The following is an 18042-nucleotide window of genomic DNA, read 5'->3' as shown; positions in this document are numbered from 1 at the left end:
AGGAGCTAGTTTGTTGTGTCCGGCAACGTATTCCCGTTGCGGCCGATTACACAAGCGGTGTCGACAGCCGATCTCGTAACCCGGCATAACAATCCGGCAACACGGCAGTGATACAGGCGGAACGGCTCTGGCGAAGACTCGCCCGGGCACTCCGATCGATCGCTGACGTGACTCACGATGTGACGCTAAGTCAGGTCGACGCCCGCTCTGCACCATTCTCAGGAGAAAGATCCCCCCGGCGCGTAACGTTGTCGTAACGGCTCGCGATCGAACGGAGGATTCGGACTCTATGTCCGAATTGTCGCCGTAACCGCTTCCGTGAGGCGGATGAGATCGGCCGGAGCAAGGGCCACCTGAAGGCCCCGGCGGCCGGCCGAGACGTACATCAAATCGAGATCTACCGCCGAGTCATCGATGACCGTAGGCAGTTTCTTGCGCTGTCCGAGCGGGCTGATCCCACCACGGACGTAGCCGCTGCTCCGCTCGGCGGCGGCGCGATCGGCCAGGTTTGCCCGTTTGCCCCCGGCGGCGTGCGCGAGCGCCTTGAGATCGAGGTCGCCGGTCACCGGCACCACCCCGACGACCAGAGCGCCGTCGACCTCCGCGATCAGCGTCTTGAAGACCCGCCCGGCCGCGATTCCCAGGGCCTCGGCCACGAGCGCTCCGTAGTTGGGTGCGTCCGGCGAGACGTCGTACGGATGCAGGGTGTGCTCGACCTTCTGCGCGGTCAGCAGTGCCGTGGCGGGCGTGCCGGCGGCGGCCTTCTTAGCCATGCGGCGCACGCTACTCCGGCTTTACGGCCTACCCAGGATCACCGTCGGCGCGCCCGCCACCCGGGTCAGCACGAGCGAGGCCGCCTCGGGACCGGAGAGCTTGAGGTCGCGCCGCAACTGATCGGGTTCCAGGGCCGAGCCGCGCTTGCGGATCTCGAGCCGCCCGACACCCCGCTCGCGCAGCAGCGCCCGCAACCGCTTGAGCGAGAACCCCAGCACATCGGTGATCTCGACCCTTTTCCCGTACGGGGTCACGTGCGGCTCATCCGTGTAGACGTACGCGATGTCGGGGTCGGCCAGCCGCCCGTCCACGGTCTCGGCGAACTCGGCCACCAGATGTGACCGCACCACGGCCGGCCCGGGGTCGTAGAGATAGGCCCCCACCCCGCCCACCAGCGCTTTCCGGTCGCCGCTTCCGGTCAGTTGCGCAGCCCCGGGCAGCAGCGTCGCGCGGCGGGGCACCTCGGCCAGCGGACCGCACCAGAACGCCGCCTCGACCAGATCGCCGTCGACGCTCACCCACTCCCCCTCGGCACCCGGCGGCAGCAGCGCGTGATCGATGCCGGGGGCGAGCTTGAGCACCGTCCGGGGAACCCGCTCGGCCAGCCCGGCCACGAAGTCCCACGGCGGCGAATAGGAGTTCGGGTCGAACACGCGGCCGCGCCCGGCCCGCCGTCGCGCCGGGTCGGCGAAGACGGCGTCGAAGTCCTCCACCCGTACGGCGGTGGCGTCCTCGCACCGGACGGTGACCCGGTGGTCGAGACCCAGGGCCGTCACGTTGGCCGCGGCGATCTCAGCCGTGGCCGGGTCGGAGTCGACGGCGTACACCTCGATCCCGGCCCGGGCGGCGGCGATCGCCTCGGACCCGAGCCCGCAGCCGAGATCGGCCAGTGTGGTGACACCCGCCGCGACGAGCCGGGCCGCGCGCCGGTTGGCCACCACCGCCCGGGTCGCCTGCTCGAGACCGGCCCGGGTGAAGAACATCGAGGCCGCGTCGGCACCGAACTTCGAGGCCGCGCGGCGTCGCAGATCGACCTGCGTGAGCGCGGCCGCGGCCAGTTCGGGCGGCACCCCGCGGGCCCGCATTGCCGAGGCCGCGGCGAGCGGATCGCCGCTGGTGATCTCGCTGGCCAGGGCCAGGGCGGTCACCCCTTCGGGCGTACGGAGAAAGGCAGTCACGCAGGCATTGTCACAGGCTCACTTTGGTTGGCACTCTGGTTGACGGAGTGCTAGTTCCGGCCTAATCTCCGATTAGCACTCTCAACATGAGGGTGCCAGCCGTGAGCCCATCCGGGCCCGCTGCTTGGCACCAGGCGGACCGGCACCCGCGACGACGGCCCCGCCCGGTGGCATGAGGCATGAGCCCGACCAGGTCCTCTGGTCGGCAAACCTGTACCCAGGAGGGTATGCCCGTGACTACCGCGACCAAGGTTGCGATCAAGCCGCTCGAGGACCGCATCGTGGTCCAGGCGAACGAGGCTGAGACCACGACCGCTTCCGGCATCGTGATCCCCGACACCGCCAAGGAGAAGCCGCAGGAGGGCACCGTCCTCGCTGTCGGCCCCGGCCGCATCGACGACAAGGGCAACCGCATCCCGGTTGACGTCCAGGTCGGCGAGACGGTCCTCTACTCGAAGTACGGCGGCACCGAGGTCAAGTACGCCGGCGAGGAGTACCTGGTGCTCTCCGCCCGCGACGTCCTCGCGGTCATCGAGAAGTGACCTACTGACAGTGCTGATCGCCCTGGCCCGTTGCTGACGGGCCAGGGCGTTGGTGCGTGAAGGGACCAAATATGGCGAAGATTCTCAGCTTCTCTGACGACGCCCGCCACCTGCTGGAGCACGGCGTCAACTCGCTCGCCGACACGGTCAAGGTCACCCTCGGCCCGCGCGGCCGCAACGTCGTCCTGGACAAGAAGTTCGGCGCGCCCACGATCACCAACGACGGCGTCACCATCGCCAAGGAGATCGAGCTCACCGACCCGTACCAGAACCTCGGCGCCCAGCTGGTCAAGGAGGTGGCGACCAAGACCAACGACGTCGCCGGCGACGGGACCACCACTGCGACCGTGCTGGCCCAGGCGCTCGTGCGCGAGGGTCTGCGCAACGTGACCGCGGGTGCCAACCCGATCGGCCTCAAGCGCGGCATGGACCAGGCCTCCGAGGTCGTCTCCAAGGCCCTGCTGGCCAAGGCCGTCGAGGTCGCCGACCACAAGGCGATCGCCAACGTGGCCACCATCTCGGCTCAGGACGCCACCATCGGCGAGCTGATCGCCGAGGCGATGGACCGGGTCGGCCGCGACGGCGTCATCACCGTCGAGGAGGGCTCGGCGATGCTGACCGAGCTCGACGTCACCGAGGGTCTGCAGTTCGACAAGGGCTTCATCTCGCCCAACTTCGTGACCGACGCCGAGTCGCAGGAGTCCGTCCTCGAAGACGCGCACATCCTGATCACGACTCAGAAGATCTCCAGCATCGAAGAGATGCTCCCGCTGCTGGAGAAGGTTCTGCAGTCGAGCAAGCCGCTGCTGATCATCGCGGAGGACGTCGAGGGCCAGGCCCTGTCCACGCTGGTGGTCAACGCGCTGCGCAAGACGCTGAAGGTCGTCGCCGTCAAGGCGCCCGGCTTCGGCGACCGCCGCAAGGCGATGCTGCAGGACCTGTCGATCGCGACCGGCGGCGAGCTGATCGCCCCCGAGCTCGGCTACAAGCTCGACCAGGTCACCCTCGACATGCTGGGCACCGCCCGGCGCGTCGTGGTCGACAAGGAGAACACCACGATCGTCGACGGCGGCGGCAAGTCCGCCGAGGTCGCCGACCGGGTCTCGCAGATCCGCAAGGAGATCGAGGCGTCGGACTCCGACTGGGACCGCGAGAAGCTCCAGGAGCGCCTCGCGAAGCTGTCCGGCGGCATCGCGGTGATCAAGGTCGGCGCGGCCACCGAGGTCGAGATGAAGGAGCGCAAGCACCGCATCGAGGACGCCATCGCGGCGACCAAGGCAGCGGTCGAAGAAGGCACCGTCCCGGGTGGCGGCGCCGCGCTGGCGCAGGTGGCCACCGAGCTCGACAGCGGCCTCGGCCTGACCGGCGAGGAGGCCATCGGCGTCTCCATCGTCCGCAAGGCGCTGGTGGAGCCGCTGCGCTGGATCGCGCAGAACGCCGGTCACGACGGTTACGTCGTGGTGGGCAAGGTGGCCGAGCTGGGCTGGGGCCACGGCCTCAACGCGGCCACCGACGAGTACGTCGACCTGGCCGCGGCCGGCATCATCGACCCGGTCAAGGTGACCCGCAACGCGGTCTCCAACGCCGTCTCGATCGCCGGTCTGCTGCTGACCACGGAAAGCCTCGTGGTCGACAAGCCGGCCGAGGCCGAGCCCGCCGCCGGTGGCGGTCACGGGCACAGCCACGGTGGCCACGGCCACCAGCACGGCCCCGGCTTCTGATCCACTGCTTCACCTCGAAAGGGCGCGCTCCACGCGGGGCGCGCCCTTTTGCATGACCTCAAGCGCTGAAACAGACCGGTCTGTTCAGGCCATCGTGGCGTGGCGGCGGTAGAGTGCGGCCGTGGAAATCCGTGCCTCCGACGAGGACCGCGAGCGCACCGTGGCCGCGCTCGAGCAGCACGCGGGCGCCGGCCGCCTCACGCTCGACGAGTTCGCCGAGCGGGCCCGCACGGCCCACAGCGCCCGCACCCTCGACGAACTGGCCGCCGTCGTGCAGGACCTCCCGGCCGACGCCCAGCCGGCCGGCGCGGTCGCCGCGGTGGCCGAGGAGCCGAGCCGCGACCTGCTGGTCCTCTTCGCCATCGCCGCCGTCGTGCTGATCCTGCTGGGCTTCTTCATCGCCCTCAGATCCTGACCGACTCGTCGCCACGGTCCCGCTCGCCGTGCCACGAGCGCCACAGAGCCGCGTACGGCCCGTCGGCCGCGACCAGTTCGTCGTGCGAGCCCAGCTCGGTGATCCGCCCGTCTTCGACCACGGCCACGCGGTCGGCGTCGTGGGCCGAGAACAGCCGGTGCGCGATCGCCACCACCGTGCGCCCGTGCAGGACGGCCGCCAGCGACCGTTCCAGGTCGCGCGCCGCCCGCGGGTCGAGCAGTGACGTCGCCTCGTCGAGCACCAGCGTGTGCGGGTCGGCCAGCACCAGCCGGGCCAGCGCCAGCTGCTGCGCCTGGGCCGCCGTCAGCGGATGACCGCCCTCGCCGACGACCGTGTCGAGCCCCTGGGGCAACGCCCGGACCCACTCCAGCGCGTGCACGGCGGCCAGCGCGGCATCGACCTCGGCGCCGGGCCGCACCATCGCGATGTTGTCGCGCACGGTGCCGATGAAGACGTGATGCTCCTGCGTCACCAGCGCCACCTCGGTCCGCAGCCGGTCGAGCGGCAGGTCGTGCAGCGACACCCCGCCCACCCGGATCGTGCCGCCGGTCGGCTCGTGCACGCCGGCCAGCAACCGGCCCAGCGTCGACTTGCCCGCACCGGACGGCCCGACGACGGCCAGCCTCTCCCCCGGCTCCAGAGTCAGGTCGAGGCCGTGCAGCACCTCGCGGCCGGTCACATAGGAGAACCGCAGGTCACGCACCTCGATGCGGGAGCCGTCCGGTTCGGGGCCGGACCGGTCGGGCTCGTCGTCGGCCGCCACGCCCAGCAGCCGGGCCAGGGAGGCGGCCCCGATCTGCACCTCGTCGAGCCAGCCGAGCAGCCGGTCGAGCGGGTCGATCAGCAGCTGCACATAGATCACCGCGGCCGTCAGCTGACCCAGCGACACCGTGCCGTGCAGATAGAGCCAACCGCCGGCGAGCAGTGTGGCCACCACCGGCAGCACATAGCTCACCTCGATCAGCGGGAACCACACCGTACGGAGGAAGAGGGTGTATTTCTCGGCCGCCCACGACTGGCTCAGGTCGGCGTCGGAACGCTCGATCCGTTGCCGGCGGCGGTGCAGCGCGTCGACCGTGCGGGCGCCCTCGACGGTCTCGGCGAGCCCGTCGGTGACCGTCGAATACATCGCGTTCTGCCGCAGATATCCCGCGGGGGCGCGGCGCAGATACCACCGGGTGCCGACCACGATGATCGGCACGGCGACGAACAGCGGCAGGGCCAGCAGCGGCCCGGTGAGGGCCAGCGCGCCGACCACCAGACCCACCGTGATCAGCGCGATCATCGTCTCGGGCACGGCGAACCGGACGCACCGCGACAGCGCGTCGACGTCGCGGGTGGTGCGGGTGAGCAGGTCACCCGAGCCGGCCCGCTCCACCGTGGACAGCGGCAGTGCGAGTACCCGGTCGACGAACTCTTCGCGCAGCCGGGCCAGCACCTGCTCACCGAGCCGGGCCGAGGCCACGTAGGCGAAGCGGACCAGAACCGCCTGCACCACGACGAACCCGGCGATCAGCGCCGCGAGCCGGTCGACCACGCCGGCCCCCCGGCCCTGCTGGATCGCCTCGACCAGGTCACCCAGCAGCCGGGGACCGACCAGCCCGGCGATCGCGGCCACCACGTGCAGCGTCAGGGTGATGGTGAGCGCGCGCGGATAGCGCCGGAACAGGTCGCGGGCATAGCGGCGCACCTGTGTCGTGTCGGCCACGGGCAGCAGGTTGCTCACGACTCGTCCTCTCGCAGCACCGTGCGCGCATAGCCGGGTGAACTGGTCAGCAGCTCGTGGTGGGTGCCGTCGGCGACCACGCGGCCGCGCTCGACGAAGAGCACCCGGTCGGTGCGGTCGAGCACCAGCGGGCTCGACGTGACGATCACCGTGGTGCGCCCGGCGCGCGCGGTCAGCAGCCGATCGGCGATGCGCGCCTCGGTGTGGGCGTCGACCGCGCTGGTCGGCTCGACCAGGATCAGCGCGTCGGGGTCGGCGACGAGCGCCCGCACCAGCCGCAACCGCTGCTGCTGGCCGCCCGAGAAGGTGCGCCCGCGCTCGGCGACCTCACTGTCGAGCCCGTCGGGCAGGGCCTCGACGATGTCGGTGGCGGCCGCCGTGTGCAACGCCGCGGGCAGCCGGCCGCTGTCGCCGGGGTCGAGATCGGACCGCATCGGCCCGGTGAACAACCGGGCGTCGTTGTCGGCGACCAGCACCCGCGACCGCACGGTGGCCAGCGCGAACGCGTCGAGCGGCAGGCCGTCGACGGTGGCGCCCTCGGCGTAGCGGCCCAGCCGGTCGGCGACGGCGGCGGCCTCGGCCGGCACCGTGGCGACGATCGCGGTGATCTCGCCGGGCCGCGCGGTCACCCCGGAGGCGGGGTCGGCCAGCTCGCCGGCGAACCGTTCGGGCGCCACCGGGTCGGCCGGGTCGGGCAGGTCGGTCGTCGTGCGCAGCATGGCCACCACGCGGCGGGCCGAGACGTGGCCGCGGGTCAGCTTGTCGATCGCCTCGGTCAGCTGCCGTAACGGCGTGACCAGGAAGGCGGCGTACGCGTAGAAGGAGACCAGCTGACCCACGGTGATGTGCCCGTCGAGCGCGAACCGGGCGCCCAGCCACGTGACCAGCACCAGGAAGATGCCCGGCAGCAGCACCTGGGCCGCCTCGAGCAACGCCTCGACCCGGGCCGTGCGGACGCCGGCCGCGCGCAGCAGCTGCGACTCGGCCCGGTAGCGCTCGCCCATCACCGCCTCGCCGCCGATGCCGCGCAGCACCCGCAGACCGCCCACCAGGTCGGCCGCGCGCCCGGTGAGCCGGCCCTGTTGCTCGCGCGAGGCCTGCTGACGGTGGTGCAGCGGACGGATGAGCAGGCTGACGATCCCCATCAGCAGCGGCACGCCGAACACCACCACGAGGCCGAGCGGCACCGAGGTGGTGAGCAGGATGATGCTGACCACGACCACGGCGAGCAGCGAACTGGTGCCGCGGGCGGTGATGTCGACGGCGCTGCCGATCTGGCGGATGTCGGACGTGCCGATCGCGACGACCTCACCCGCACCGAGCCGGCGGGACAGGGCCGACCCGAGCCGCCCGGCGTGCCGCACCGCGACCTGCACGGTGGCGAACATGCCGCCGATGAAGTTGGTGACCGCGAACCGGTGGCGGCAGATGCCGAACACGGCCTGGCCCAGCCCGGCCGCGAGCAGCACCAGGCTCCAGGTCAGCAGGCCGGACCGGTCGCCGTCGGTGGCAGCGTCGATCGCCTTGCCCACGATCGCGGGCACGAACGCCTGGCAGAGCATCCAGAGGATCGCGAACCCGATCGCCGCGTAGACCGATCGCCAGTGGCGCCGGACCACCCACCGCAGATAGGCGATCGGGGAGCGGTGGTCGGGGATGCCGGGATCGGGGTCGGGATAGGTTCTCATCGCGGCCCCGACGTTACGGGCGGGGTACGACAACCCGCGACGGGTTTACCGATCGACCGGCGTGAAGTCCCAGACGTGCGGCGCGCGGGCGATCAGGTTGGGCGGCGGCGCGGGCAGGCTCTCCGGGCTGTGCCGCCACTTCGAGATGACCACGATGCGGTTGTCGGTGGACGAGAAGACGTCGCTCGACACGTGCTGCGGCAGCACCTCGACGCGCGGCACGGCCACGTCGCAGACCCAGGTCAGCAGCTCGTCGAAGCCGTTGACCGAGGCGCGTATCTCCCACATCCGCGCGATCATGTTCGCTTCCTACCCCGCCACACTGACCGAGGTCAATGGCATCGCGGAATCGGCAGGCAGATCGAGACGACTCGGCGCGACGCCGGCCGCGACCAGCCGGGAACCGAGGGCCGCGACCATGGCGCCGTTGTCGGTGCAGAGCGAGGGCCGGGGGACGCGCACCTCGATGCCGTGCTTGGCCGCGCGTTCCTCGGCCAGCACGCGCAGCCGGGAGTTGGCCGCGACGCCGCCCCCGATGACCAGGGTGGACACTCCGTGCGTACGGCACGCCTCGATCGCCTTGGCCGTGAGCACGTCGCACACCGCCTCTTGGAAGGACGCCGAGACGTCGGGGATCGGCACCGGTTCGCCGGCGCGTTCGCGGGCCTCGACCCAGCGGGCGACGGCCGTCTTGAGACCCGAGAAGGAGAAGTCGAACCGGTGGGCCGCGAGATCCTTGGGCGCGGTGAGTCCCCGCGGGAAGGCGATCGAGGCGGGATTACCTTCCTTGGCCGTACGGTCGATCACCGGCCCGCCCGGGAATCCGAGCCCGAGCAGCCGGGCCACCTTGTCGAAGGCCTCCCCGGCGGCGTCGTCGATCGTCGCCCCGAGCGGCGTCACCCCGTTGGTCAGGTCGTCCACCAGCAGCAACGACGAGTGTCCACCGGAGACGAGCATGGCGATCGCCGGTTCGGGCAGCGGGCCGTGCTCCAGCGTGTCGACCGCCACGTGTGCGGCCAGGTGGTTGACGCCGTAGATCGGCTTCTCGGCGGCCAGCGCGTACCCCTTGGCCGCCGCCACCCCGACCAGCAACGCCCCGGCCAGCCCGGGCCCGCTGGTCACGGCGATCGCGTCGATGTCGGCCAGTTTCACCCCGGCCTCGTCGAGGGCCCGCTGCATGGTCGGCACCAGCGCCTCGAGATGGGCCCGGCTGGCCACCTCGGGCACCACCCCGCCGAAGCGGGCGTGCTGGTCCACACTGGACGCCAGCGCGTCGGCCAGCAGCGTGTGCCCGCGGACGATGCCGATGCCGGTCTCGTCGCAGGAGGTCTCGATCCCGAGGACCAGGGGCTCGTCAGCCATTGCGCATCATCACCAGGGCGTCCGTGTTGCTCGGTTGGTAGTAGCCACGCCGGAGACCGACGGGCTCGAAGTCGTACGTCGCGTAGAGGCGCTGGGCGGGCTCGTTGTCCACCGCGACCTCGAGCAGGGTCTGCTTGATCCCGAGCCGGGCAACCTCACCGAGCAGTGCCTCGAGCAGCGCCCGCCCGGTGCCGCGGCGCTGACCCGACCGGCGTACGGCGATGTTCTGCACCCACGCCTCGTCCGGGTACGTGTTCAGACCCGCGTAGCCGAGCAGCTCGTCACCGTCGAGCGCGACGACGTAGAAGTTGCGCTGGGCCAGCTCGTTCCAGAACATCGCGGGTGTCCACCGCTCGGAGCCGAAGAGATCCTCCTCGACCGGCACGACGTCGGCGATGTGCCACCAGCGGAACCGCTCGATCCGCATCAGGTGAGCACCGGCTTACGGGCCGTCGGTTCGACCGCGTCGGGGCGGCGCAGATAGAGCGGCGTGAGGACCTCACCCGGCGCGCCGGCCCGGATGCGGTCGGCCGCCAGCGCCACCAGCGCCGCACCGGGCGGGAACAGCAGATGCTCCTCGACCGGGACCCCGAAGACGTCGCCGTACTTGAGCGCACCCTCGCCGGCCGCCCGGTCGACCAGAGAGGCAACCCCGGTTTCCCGTACGCCCGGATCGCGCCCGGTCAGGTCGATGCCGTCGTCCCGCGCGGTGGCCTGGCCGATCAGATGGGCGGCCTCGGCCCGGGCCAGCGCCGCGGCCACCCGCGCGGCGTCGGCACCGACCAGAGCCGTGGCCGCCTCGAGCGTCTCGGACTCGGCCAGCGCGGCCGCCTCGGTGGCGGCGCTGTTGCGGGCACGACTGCGAGCCGGGGTGCCGGCGCGGACGATCGCGGCCGCCACATCACTCGGACGGGCGACGTCGGGCCCGGCGACCCGGACCCCGTCGAGATAGGTCGCGAAGTAGACCTCACGCCGCCGGGCGTCGGTCGCGATCAGCACACGACCCGGGCCCGCCGCGCGCCCCAGACCGTCGAGCGAACACACCCCGTACGTGGGAATGGTCAATGTCTGTCCCAGGCTGGCCGCGGTGGCCAGGCCGACGCGGAGACCGGTGAACGGCCCCGGCCCCAGACCGGCCACGATCGCGCCGAGGTCACGCGGCCGCACCCCGGCCTCGGCCAGGACGGACTCGATCTCGGGAGCCAGCTTCTCACCGTGGGCACGGGGGTCGACGGTGCGCCGCTCGGCGATGCCGCGCAGGCCGTCGGCGGTCACCTCGACCAGGGCGGCGGTCGACGCGGGGGTTGCGGTATCCAGAGCCAGTACGAGCACGTCTGGAACCCTAGCCCCCGGAACGCGGGTCCCAGTTGACAACCGGGCGACCGCCGTCGGCCAGGGCCTTGTTCGCCGCGCTGAACGGACGAGCGCCGCGGAAACCGACCCGGTTGAGCGGGCTCGGGTGGCCCGCCTCGAGCACCACGTGGGCCGGGTTGGTGATCAGCGCGGCCTTCTTCCGCGCGTACCCACCCCAGAGCAGGAACACCACCCGGTCGTCGCGGGCGTTCAGGGCCTCGATCGTCGCGTCGGTGAAGGCCTCCCAGCCCTTGCCCGCATGCGACGCGGCGGCACCGGCCCGGACGGTCAGCACCGCGTTGAGCAGCAGCACGCCCTGCTCGGCCCAGCCGGTCAGATCACCGGCGGCCGGGGGCGCGATGCCGACGTCTTCGGACAGCTCCTTGAACACGTTGCGCAGCGACGGCGGGACCTTCACACCCTCGCGCACGCTGAAGCTGAGCCCGTGGGCCTGGCCCGGGCCGTGATAGGGGTCCTGCCCCAGGATCAGCACCCGGGTCTGTCCGGGGAGACACAGCCGGTATGCCGAGAAGAGGTCCTCGATCGGCGGATAGATCGTGTGCGTCGCGTATTCCGAGCTCACGAACTCGCCCAGCGCGGCCGTGGCCGTCTCGTCGAGGAAACCCTCGAGCTCGGTCCGCCACTCGACCGGCAGCAACTCCGCCAGATTCAAAGGTCACTCCTCGGTGTGAAGACGCGCGATGCGTGCGGCCCAGTCTCCGCCGTGCGGGATCAGCTCGAGCACCCGGGTGTCGTCGTCCAGCCGGTCGAGGCGTACCCGCAGGTATTCGTCGTTGAGCTGCTCGACCATCCCGGCGCCCCACTCCACCACGGTCACCGCGGCGTCCGCGTCGGCGTCCAGGTCGAGGTCGTCGATCTCGGCCCGCGGGTCGGGCTTGTCACCCAGCCGGTACGCGTCGGCGTGCACCATCGGGATCCGTCCTCGATGGACCCGCGCGATCACGAAGGTCGGCGACGTGATCGCGTCGGTCACCCCGAGCCCGGCCCCGATGCCCTGGGCCAGTGCGGTCTTGCCGGCGCCGAGCGGGCCGGTCAGCAGCACCAGGTCGCCCGCGCGCAGGATCGAGGCAAGCCTTTCCCCGCACGCACGGGTGTCGTCCACCGTCGGCAGCTTCACGAGATCTTGTCCAGGAACGGGAGCAGCGCGGCGTTGACCTCGTCCGCCTTCTCGAGCATCACCACGTGCCCGCTGTTGTCGACCTTGACGAGTTCGGCGTCGGGCAGATGCTTGAGGATCTCTTCGGAGTGGGTCACCGGGGTCAGGTAGTCACGCGTGCCCACGATGACCAGCACCGGCACGCCCCGCAGGACGGACAGCGCCGGGAACCGGTTGTGGGTATAGAGGGTGTGCAGATATTTGGTCAGCGTCTCGACCGTCGTCTTGGAGTTCATGTTCTCCACAAAGGTGACCAACGACGGACTGGGCTTGGGCTCGCCGAAGCCATACCGGCGGGTGAGCAGCCAGGCCAGATCGGAGGAGACCACCCGGGCCCGGTCGATCGACGAGCCGCCCAGGTGGGCCGCCTTGCCCCAGAGCGGGAAGAAGGGCGAACTGGCCCGGGCGACCAGCGACGGGATGCCCAGCTTGGTCTTGTCGATCAGGCCGGCCGAGGTGGACATGAGCACCACGCCGGTCACCCGGTTACCGAACCACTCCGGGTACTGCTCGGCGAACGCCATGATCGTCATGCCGCCCATCGAATGGCCGACCAGGATGATGTGCCCCTCCGGCACGGCCGCGTCGAGCACCGCGGCCAGCGACTTGCCGAGCGCGGCGATGTCGTAGTCGCCGGACTTGAGCCGGCTCGACTTGCCGTGCCCGGGCTGGTCGTAGAAGACGAGCCGATGGTCGCCGCGTTCGGTCAGGGCCTGGCGCTGGAAATAGAAGGTGCCCATGTCGAGCGCGAACCCGTGCACAAAGACGATCGTGGGCTTGGTCTCACCCTCGACGCTCGGCTCGACGATCTCGACGTGCAACTCGGTGCCGTCGGCCGCGGTGACCGTCATCTCCTCGTCGAACGGCTGGTCGCCGAACGGTTCGTCCGCATGGGGGTCGCCGGGCGCGCTGATCGAACGGCGTACCAGCACCCGCTCGACGGCGAACGCGGTGGCCAGACCGGCCGCCACCACACCGACGGCCGCACCGGCGATACCGAACTGCTTGCTACGCCGGCTCATTTCGCACCTCCGTCGTAGACGCGAGGCACTCGCGTACTGCCGAATCTCGTCACGATCTCGTAGTTGATCGTGCCGACCACCTCGGCCCAGTCGTCGGCCGTCGGCCCGCCCTCGTCGCCCGGCCCGAACAGCGTCGCGACATCGCCCGCCACCACCGGGTCGTCGCCGACGTCGAGCACGATCTGATCCATGCAGACCCGGCCCGCGACCCGCCGCCGCTTGCCGCCGAGCTGCACCGGGCCCACGTTGGAGGCCGCCCGTGGCACCCCGTCGGCGTAGCCCAGCGGCACCAGGGCCAGCGTCGTCTCACGCTCGGTGAAATAGGTGTGGCCGTAGGAGACGCCCTGACCGGCGGGCACCCGCTTGGTCAGCGCGACCCGGGCCCGCGCGGTCATGGCCGGCCGTAGCCCGAACGTCTCCCCCTCGATCGGCGACAGACCATAGACCGCGAGGCCCGGCCGTACGAGGTCGTAGTGCGCGTCGGGCCGGGTCAGGGTGGCCGCCGAGTTGGCGATGTGCCGATAGCGCGGGGTGATGCCGAACCGCTCGGCGACCGCCAGCCCGTCGGCGAACGCGGCCAGCTGATGGTCGGTGGTCTCGTGGCCGGGCTCGTCGGCGTGCACCAGGTGGCTCCAGATGCCCACCACGTCGATCTCGCCGTCGGCCTGCGCCTTGGCCGCCGCCTCGAGCAGGGCCGGCCACTCGGTCACGGTCGCGCCGCCACGGGCCAGGCCGGTGTCGAGCTTCAGGTGTACGCGGGCGGTCCGCTCCGCCCTGCGGGCCGCCGTCACCAGCTCACCCAGCAGCTCGAGGCTGCCCGCGTTGAGGTCGAGATCGGCCTCGACCCCCTCGTGCAGGGCCAGCCCGGGCGAGTGCAGCCAGGCCAGCACGGGCACCTCGACGCCGGCCCCGCGCAGCGCCAGCCCCTCGTCGAGCGTGGCCACGCCGAGCCAGGTCGCCCCGCCGGCCAGCGCGGCCCGTGCCGACGGCACCATGCCGTGCCCGTAGCCGTCGCCCTTGACGACCGCCATGACCTCGGCGGTGGTGCGGGCGCGCAGCAGCGCGACGTTGTCCCGGATGGCGTCCAGATCGATCCGGACCTCGGCCTGCCACATGATTCCCAGCCTAACGAACTGTCAGGTCCTGAACGGTGTGACAAAGAGCGGCGGCACTCAACGGCCCGTCAGGTCCCGCACGGTGTAACGAAGAGCGACGGCCCTCGGCCCGTCAGATCCCGCACGGTGTAACGAAGAGCGACGGCCCTCGGCCCGTCAGGTCGCGCACGGTGTGACGGAAAGCGGCGGCGCTCAACGGCCCGTCAGGTCCCGCACGGTGTAACGAAGAGCGGCGGCGATGTCGGGGGCGGCGACCGGACCGTCCGCGGCGGCCCGGCGACCGGCCAGCCCGTGCGCGTACGCGGCGGCGACCGCGGCCCGCTCCGGCGCCAGGCCCCCGGCCAGCAGCGACCCCAGCAGCCCGGCCAGCACATCCCCGCTGCCCGCCGTGGCCAGCGCGGACGTGCCGGTCGGGTTGGCCCAGACCTCGCCGCCCGGGGTGGCCACGATGGTCCGGTCGCCCTTGAGCAGCACCACCGCGTTCATCCAGGAGGCAAGCTTGAGCGCCGCGCCGACCCGGTCGGTGCCGGGCGCCTCGCCGGCCAGCCGCTTGAACTCCCCGTCGTGCGGGGTGATCACCAGCGGCCCGTTGCGTCGCAGGTCATCGGCGTGCTTCCCGTCGACCAGCAGGGTCAGCGCGTCGGCGTCGAGCACGACCGGCAACGAGGTCGCCAGCACGCTGCGCAGAGTCGTGCGGGCCTCGCCGTCGGTGCCCAGCCCGGAACCGCAGACCCAGGCCTGCACTCGGCCGGCGTCGGCTACCCGGGGCACGGTCACGACCGACGGGTGCGCGCGGACGACCTCTTCGTGGGCGCTCCCGGCATAGCGGATCATGCCGGTCGGGCCGGCCAGAGCGCCGCTCACGCCGAGCAGGGCCGCCCCCGGATAGGTGGCCGAGCCGGTGGCGATGCCGACCACACCCCGGGTGTATTTGTCGGAGGCCGGGCCCGCGTGCGGCCACCACTCCGCGACGTCGGCCGCGTCGGGCACCGAGATCGCCGGATCGGCCCGCAGCACCGGCCCGAGGCCGATGTCGACCAGCTCGACCTGGCCGCAGCGCACGGCGGCCGGGCCGACCACGTGGGCGGGCTTGAGACAGCCGAAGGTGACCGTGACGTCGGCGGTCACGGCGTCGCCCGGCACGTCACCGGTGTCGACGGCCACGCCGCTGGGCACGTCGACGGCCACCACCACGGCCCTTCGTCCGTCGCGGCCGCGCAGGTGGCTCAGGCGCTCGACCACGACGGCGGCCTCCCGGCGCAGGCCGCCCGAGGCGCCGATGCCGACTATGCCGTCGAGCACCAGGTCGGCGTGGTCGGGCAGATCCCGTACGGTGAACCCGCCCGCCGCCCGTAACGCCCGCAGGCCGGCCAGGTGGACCCGGTCGGGCCGCATCAGCAGCGCCCGCACCTGGGCGCCGCGCCGGGCCAGGGCGGCGCCGGCAAAAAGCGTGTCGCCGCCGTTGTCACCGCTGCCGACCAGCAGCAGGACGCGCGCGCCGTAGACACCGCCGGCGTCTTCGAGCAGCAGCGCGCAGCGCCGGGCCAGGCCGGCGGCGGCCCGCTGCATGAGCGTGCCGTCGGGCAGCCTCTCCAGGAGTGTCCGCTCCGCCGCGCGTACGTCCGCGACCCGCCAAGCCTGCCGCATCGACCCTCCGTTTTCTGTCTTTACGCGTCCTGCTCAGGACTCCGCGACCACCATCGCCGAGGCGATCCCGCCGTCGTGCGAGAGGGAGAGATGCCACCGGTTGACCCCGCGCTCGGCGGCGACCGCGGCGACCGTGCCCGAGACGGTCAGCCAGGGCCGGCCGTCGGGATCGGCGACGATCTCGCAGTCGTGCCAGAGCATGCCCGCCGGGGCGCCGAGCGCCTTGGCCACCGCCTCCTTGGCCGCGAACCGGGCGGCCAGCGACTCGGGCGACCGCGGATTGCCGGTGCTGGTCACCCGCTCACCCTCGGTGAAGAGCCGGACCGCCAGCAGCGGCGTCCGGTCGAGAGCACGGGCGAAGCGCTCGACCAGAACCACATCGATACCGACTGACACGATCACGGCCCAACCCTATCGGTTGTCGCCGGAGGCCAAGGGGCCTGTGGACAACCGTCGGCGTTGTCCACAGGCCGTCCCGGGCGGGGTCGCGAAGCCCTACCGTCGCCGCATCCCCTCGCCCCACCCGGAGGTTGCCGATGAATCCCGAACTCGAGGCCGACACCGAGGCGCTGCGCCGAGCGGCGTCCGTGTGGGCCGCCACCGGCGACCGGGTGACGGCCGCGGCCGACGATCCCGCGCCGCCGACCGTCCCGCGCTGGGTCACCGTCGACGCCGCTCTGCTGGCCGCCGAGGCAGCTCGGCAACAGCTGATGGCGATCGGTGCCGAGATCGAGGAGACGGCGCGGCGCATCGCTCTCGTGTCGGCCGACTACGAGCTGGCCGACGCCCGGGCCGTGACCCGTCTGCGGCTGACCCGATGACTGCCGTCCTCGACCGCCTTCGCGTCACCGACCCGGCGCGGTGGCGGGCGCTGGCTCTCCGCTGGCGGCGCTGGGCCGAGGTCGCGGGCCGGTTGATCGCCGAGTGCGGGCCGCCGCTGGCCGCCCTCCGCGCGGCCTGGCGCGGCGCCGCGGCCACCGCAGCCGTTCAGCGACTCGAAGCGCTGCGGCGGCGCCTGGTCCTCTTCCGACTGCACTGCTGGCGCGCCGATCAGGCGGCGGGCGAGTTCGCCGCGACCCTGAGCCGCGCCCGGGCCCTGCTGTCCCGGTCCCTCGCCGACGCGGCGCTCGGGCTGGCGGCGCGAGCTGACGCCGGGGCCGCCGAGCGGTTCGAGGCGCTCACCGAGGCCATTCGCACCCCCGCCGAGCCGCCCGGGCCCGAGCGACCCGACTGCACCAGCGCACCGGCCGAGGTGCACCGGTGGTGGATGGCGCTGTCCCGGGAGCAGCGCAACTGGCTGCTGGCCACCGAGGCGTCGTGGTTGGCCCGGATGGACGGGCTGCCGGCCGCCGACCGTGATATCGCCAACCGGCTGCTGCTCGACAACCGGCGCGACGAGATCGATCAGGCCATCACCCGCGCCTCGGGCCGGGACCGTGACCGGCTGCGTGAGGTGCGCGACGGGCTGGCCCGGCTCAGTGACCGGCTCGCCACCGCATCCGGTCCGCGGGCCTACCTGCTACAGCTCGATCTGGCCGAGGAGGGCCGCGCGGTGGTGGCCCTGGGCGACCCCGACCGGGCCGCCAACGTGCTCACCCATGTGCCGGGGATGACCGCCGACCTGGCCTCGTACGGCGGTGAGCTGGCCCGCGCCCAGCGGGTCGCCGAGCATGCGGCCGAGGTGAGCCCGGGCGTCGCGACCAGCGCGGTGATGTGGCTCGACTACGACGCCCCTGACTTCGTCGACGAGGCCGCGAGCGCCCGCCGGGCCGAGGCCGGGGCACCCGCCCTGCGGCGTTTCCAGGAGGGGTTGCGGGCGGCGCACGAGGGCCCGCCGGGGCGGCAGGTCGTGCTCGGCCACAGTTACGGGTCGCTGGTCGTGGGCCGGGCGGCCGCTGGGGGCCTCGATGCTGACGCGGTGGCCTTCGTGGGCTCGCCCGGCGTCGGCGTCGACTCGGCTCGTGACCTGCGGATCCCCTCGGGCGAGGTGTGGTCGTCGACCGCACGCGACGACGTGATCCAGTATGCGGCGGTCTCCCCCGGCAGCCTGGTGCACGACCTCAGCACGGTCGTGAGCGGCCCGATCGCACGGCCGCTGCTCGCCTTCGGCCTGCCCGAACGCAACCTGTGGTTCGGTCACAACCCGAGCGACCCGGCCTTCGGCGCCCACGTCTTCGCCAGTTCCCCCGGCGGCGGTCACGTCGGCTACTGGGAGCCCGGCTCCCCGTCCCTGCGAACGTTGACCGAGATCACCCTGGGCACCGCCCGATGATGCACGGCCGCCACCACGCTCGGGTGAGC

19 protein-coding genes are annotated in these 18042 nt (G+C 72.1%); 5 read left to right on the top strand and 14 right to left on the bottom strand.

Going from position 1 to position 18042, the window contains the following annotated elements; genetic code table 11:
• Positions 1-287 precede the first annotated feature (287 nt).
• Positions 288-773 (bottom strand): Cys-tRNA(Pro) deacylase, encoded by a 486-nt coding sequence (gene ybaK / locus KOI35_RS34900; RefSeq protein ID WP_215792948.1) that lies wholly within the window; start codon positions 771-773, stop codon positions 288-290.
• 21 nt (positions 774-794) lie between these two features.
• Positions 795-1952, bottom strand: coding sequence for a class I SAM-dependent methyltransferase (locus tag KOI35_RS34895; RefSeq protein WP_308121283.1), 1158 nt, complete (start codon positions 1950-1952; stop codon positions 795-797).
• 233 nt (positions 1953-2185) lie between these two features.
• Between KOI35_RS34895 and groES the strand changes: the two genes are divergently transcribed.
• From groES to KOI35_RS34880, 3 genes are all read left to right on the top strand, one after another.
• The gene (gene groES / locus KOI35_RS34890) at positions 2186-2494 is read left to right on the top strand and encodes a co-chaperone GroES (RefSeq protein ID WP_498368237.1); all 309 of its coding nucleotides are present in this window, start codon (positions 2186-2188) and stop codon (positions 2492-2494) included.
• 71 nt (positions 2495-2565) lie between these two features.
• Positions 2566-4215, top strand: a complete 1650-nt coding sequence (gene groL / locus KOI35_RS34885; RefSeq protein ID WP_215792947.1) for a chaperonin GroEL — start codon at positions 2566-2568, stop codon at positions 4213-4215.
• 121 nt (positions 4216-4336) lie between these two features.
• Positions 4337-4630, top strand: a complete 294-nt coding sequence (locus KOI35_RS34880; RefSeq protein ID WP_215792946.1) for a DUF1707 SHOCT-like domain-containing protein — start codon at positions 4337-4339, stop codon at positions 4628-4630.
• On the opposite strand, the gene KOI35_RS34875 is transcribed toward KOI35_RS34880, so the two are convergent.
• The 12 genes from KOI35_RS34875 to KOI35_RS34820 all read right to left on the bottom strand — a co-directional run bounded on the left by KOI35_RS34875 (position 4620) and on the right by KOI35_RS34820 (position 16143).
• The gene (locus tag KOI35_RS34875) at positions 4620-6377 is read right to left on the bottom strand and encodes an ABC transporter ATP-binding protein (RefSeq protein ID WP_215792945.1); all 1758 of its coding nucleotides are present in this window, start codon (positions 6375-6377) and stop codon (positions 4620-4622) included. The genes KOI35_RS34880 and KOI35_RS34875 overlap by 11 nt on opposite strands.
• Positions 6374-8065, bottom strand: a complete 1692-nt coding sequence (locus KOI35_RS34870; RefSeq protein ID WP_215792944.1) for an ABC transporter ATP-binding protein — start codon at positions 8063-8065, stop codon at positions 6374-6376. Before KOI35_RS34870 ends, KOI35_RS34875 begins: the two co-directional genes overlap by 4 nt.
• Positions 8066-8110: 45 nt before the next feature.
• The gene (locus tag KOI35_RS34865; protein WP_215792943.1) at positions 8111-8365 is read right to left on the bottom strand and encodes a hypothetical protein; all 255 of its coding nucleotides are present in this window, start codon (positions 8363-8365) and stop codon (positions 8111-8113) included.
• A gap of 9 nt (positions 8366-8374) precedes the next feature.
• Complete coding sequence (gene tsaD / locus KOI35_RS34860; RefSeq protein WP_215792942.1) at positions 8375-9427, bottom strand: tRNA (adenosine(37)-N6)-threonylcarbamoyltransferase complex transferase subunit TsaD; 1053 nt, start codon at positions 9425-9427, stop codon at positions 8375-8377.
• Positions 9420-9854 carry a ribosomal protein S18-alanine N-acetyltransferase gene (rimI, locus tag KOI35_RS34855; protein ID WP_215792941.1) on the bottom strand — a complete coding sequence of 145 codons (435 nt, stop codon included), beginning with the start codon at positions 9852-9854 and terminating at the stop codon, positions 9420-9422. Before rimI ends, tsaD begins: the two co-directional genes overlap by 8 nt.
• Complete coding sequence (gene tsaB / locus KOI35_RS34850) at positions 9854-10759, bottom strand: tRNA (adenosine(37)-N6)-threonylcarbamoyltransferase complex dimerization subunit type 1 TsaB (protein WP_215792940.1); 906 nt, start codon at positions 10757-10759, stop codon at positions 9854-9856. The genes rimI and tsaB overlap by 1 nt, the downstream gene beginning before the upstream one ends.
• Before the next feature lie 10 nt (positions 10760-10769).
• Positions 10770-11453, bottom strand: coding sequence for a uracil-DNA glycosylase (gene ung / locus KOI35_RS34845; protein ID WP_215792939.1), 684 nt, complete (start codon positions 11451-11453; stop codon positions 10770-10772).
• A gap of 3 nt (positions 11454-11456) precedes the next feature.
• A complete protein-coding gene (tsaE, locus tag KOI35_RS34840) occupies positions 11457-11918 on the bottom strand; it encodes a tRNA (adenosine(37)-N6)-threonylcarbamoyltransferase complex ATPase subunit type 1 TsaE (RefSeq protein ID WP_215792938.1) in 462 nt (153 codons plus the stop codon).
• The gene (locus KOI35_RS34835) at positions 11915-12979 is read right to left on the bottom strand and encodes an alpha/beta fold hydrolase (protein ID WP_215792937.1); all 1065 of its coding nucleotides are present in this window, start codon (positions 12977-12979) and stop codon (positions 11915-11917) included. The genes tsaE and KOI35_RS34835 overlap by 4 nt, the downstream gene beginning before the upstream one ends.
• On the bottom strand, positions 12976-14094 hold the full coding sequence (gene alr, locus KOI35_RS34830) for an alanine racemase (protein ID WP_215792936.1): 1119 nt from the start codon (positions 14092-14094) through the stop codon (positions 12976-12978). The genes KOI35_RS34835 and alr overlap by 4 nt, the downstream gene beginning before the upstream one ends.
• A 192-nt stretch (positions 14095-14286) precedes the next feature.
• Positions 14287-15741 (bottom strand): NAD(P)H-hydrate dehydratase, encoded by a 1455-nt coding sequence (locus KOI35_RS34825; RefSeq protein WP_215792935.1) that lies wholly within the window; start codon positions 15739-15741, stop codon positions 14287-14289.
• A 33-nt stretch (positions 15742-15774) separates the two neighbouring features.
• On the bottom strand, positions 15775-16143 hold the full coding sequence (locus KOI35_RS34820; protein WP_215792934.1) for a holo-ACP synthase: 369 nt from the start codon (positions 16141-16143) through the stop codon (positions 15775-15777).
• Positions 16144-16277: 134 nt separating this feature from the next.
• Between KOI35_RS34820 and KOI35_RS34815 the strand changes: the two genes are divergently transcribed.
• Together KOI35_RS34815 and KOI35_RS34810 are read left to right on the top strand one after the other, a co-directional pair.
• Positions 16278-16562 carry a hypothetical protein gene (locus tag KOI35_RS34815; protein WP_215792933.1) on the top strand — a complete coding sequence of 95 codons (285 nt, stop codon included), beginning with the start codon at positions 16278-16280 and terminating at the stop codon, positions 16560-16562.
• The gene (locus KOI35_RS34810; RefSeq protein WP_215792932.1) at positions 16559-18013 is read left to right on the top strand and encodes an alpha/beta hydrolase; all 1455 of its coding nucleotides are present in this window, start codon (positions 16559-16561) and stop codon (positions 18011-18013) included. The genes KOI35_RS34815 and KOI35_RS34810 overlap by 4 nt, the downstream gene beginning before the upstream one ends.
• Positions 18014-18042: the final 29 nt, after the last annotated feature.

Source organism: Paractinoplanes bogorensis, assembly GCF_018829635.1.
Lineage (GTDB): Bacteria > Actinomycetota > Actinomycetes > Mycobacteriales > Micromonosporaceae > Actinoplanes > Actinoplanes bogorensis.
Note: the sequence above shows the minus strand (reverse complement) of the source record. Positions and strands in the feature narration are given on the sequence as shown.

What these genes read in the sequence shown, in the direction of transcription:
- ybaK (WP_215792948.1), bottom strand. Translation starts at nt 773, where the DNA reads ATGGCTAAGAAGGCCGCCGCCGGCACGCCCGCCACGGCACTGCTGACC.
- groL (WP_215792947.1), top strand. Translation starts at nt 2,566, where the DNA reads ATGGCGAAGATTCTCAGCTTCTCTGACGACGCCCGCCACCTGCTGGAG.
- KOI35_RS34870 (WP_215792944.1), bottom strand. Translation starts at nt 8,065, where the DNA reads ATGAGAACCTATCCCGACCCCGATCCCGGCATCCCCGACCACCGCTCC.
- KOI35_RS34865 (WP_215792943.1), bottom strand. Translation starts at nt 8,365, where the DNA reads ATGATCGCGCGGATGTGGGAGATACGCGCCTCGGTCAACGGCTTCGAC.
- tsaD (WP_215792942.1), bottom strand. Translation starts at nt 9,427, where the DNA reads ATGGCTGACGAGCCCCTGGTCCTCGGGATCGAGACCTCCTGCGACGAG.
- rimI (WP_215792941.1), bottom strand. Translation starts at nt 9,854, where the DNA reads ATGCGGATCGAGCGGTTCCGCTGGTGGCACATCGCCGACGTCGTGCCG.
- KOI35_RS34835 (WP_215792937.1), bottom strand. Translation starts at nt 12,979, where the DNA reads ATGAGCCGGCGTAGCAAGCAGTTCGGTATCGCCGGTGCGGCCGTCGGT.
- alr (WP_215792936.1), bottom strand. Translation starts at nt 14,094, where the DNA reads ATGTGGCAGGCCGAGGTCCGGATCGATCTGGACGCCATCCGGGACAAC.
- KOI35_RS34825 (WP_215792935.1), bottom strand. Translation starts at nt 15,741, where the DNA reads ATGCGGCAGGCTTGGCGGGTCGCGGACGTACGCGCGGCGGAGCGGACA.
- KOI35_RS34815 (WP_215792933.1), top strand. Translation starts at nt 16,278, where the DNA reads ATGAATCCCGAACTCGAGGCCGACACCGAGGCGCTGCGCCGAGCGGCG.
- KOI35_RS34810 (WP_215792932.1), top strand. Translation starts at nt 16,559, where the DNA reads ATGACTGCCGTCCTCGACCGCCTTCGCGTCACCGACCCGGCGCGGTGG.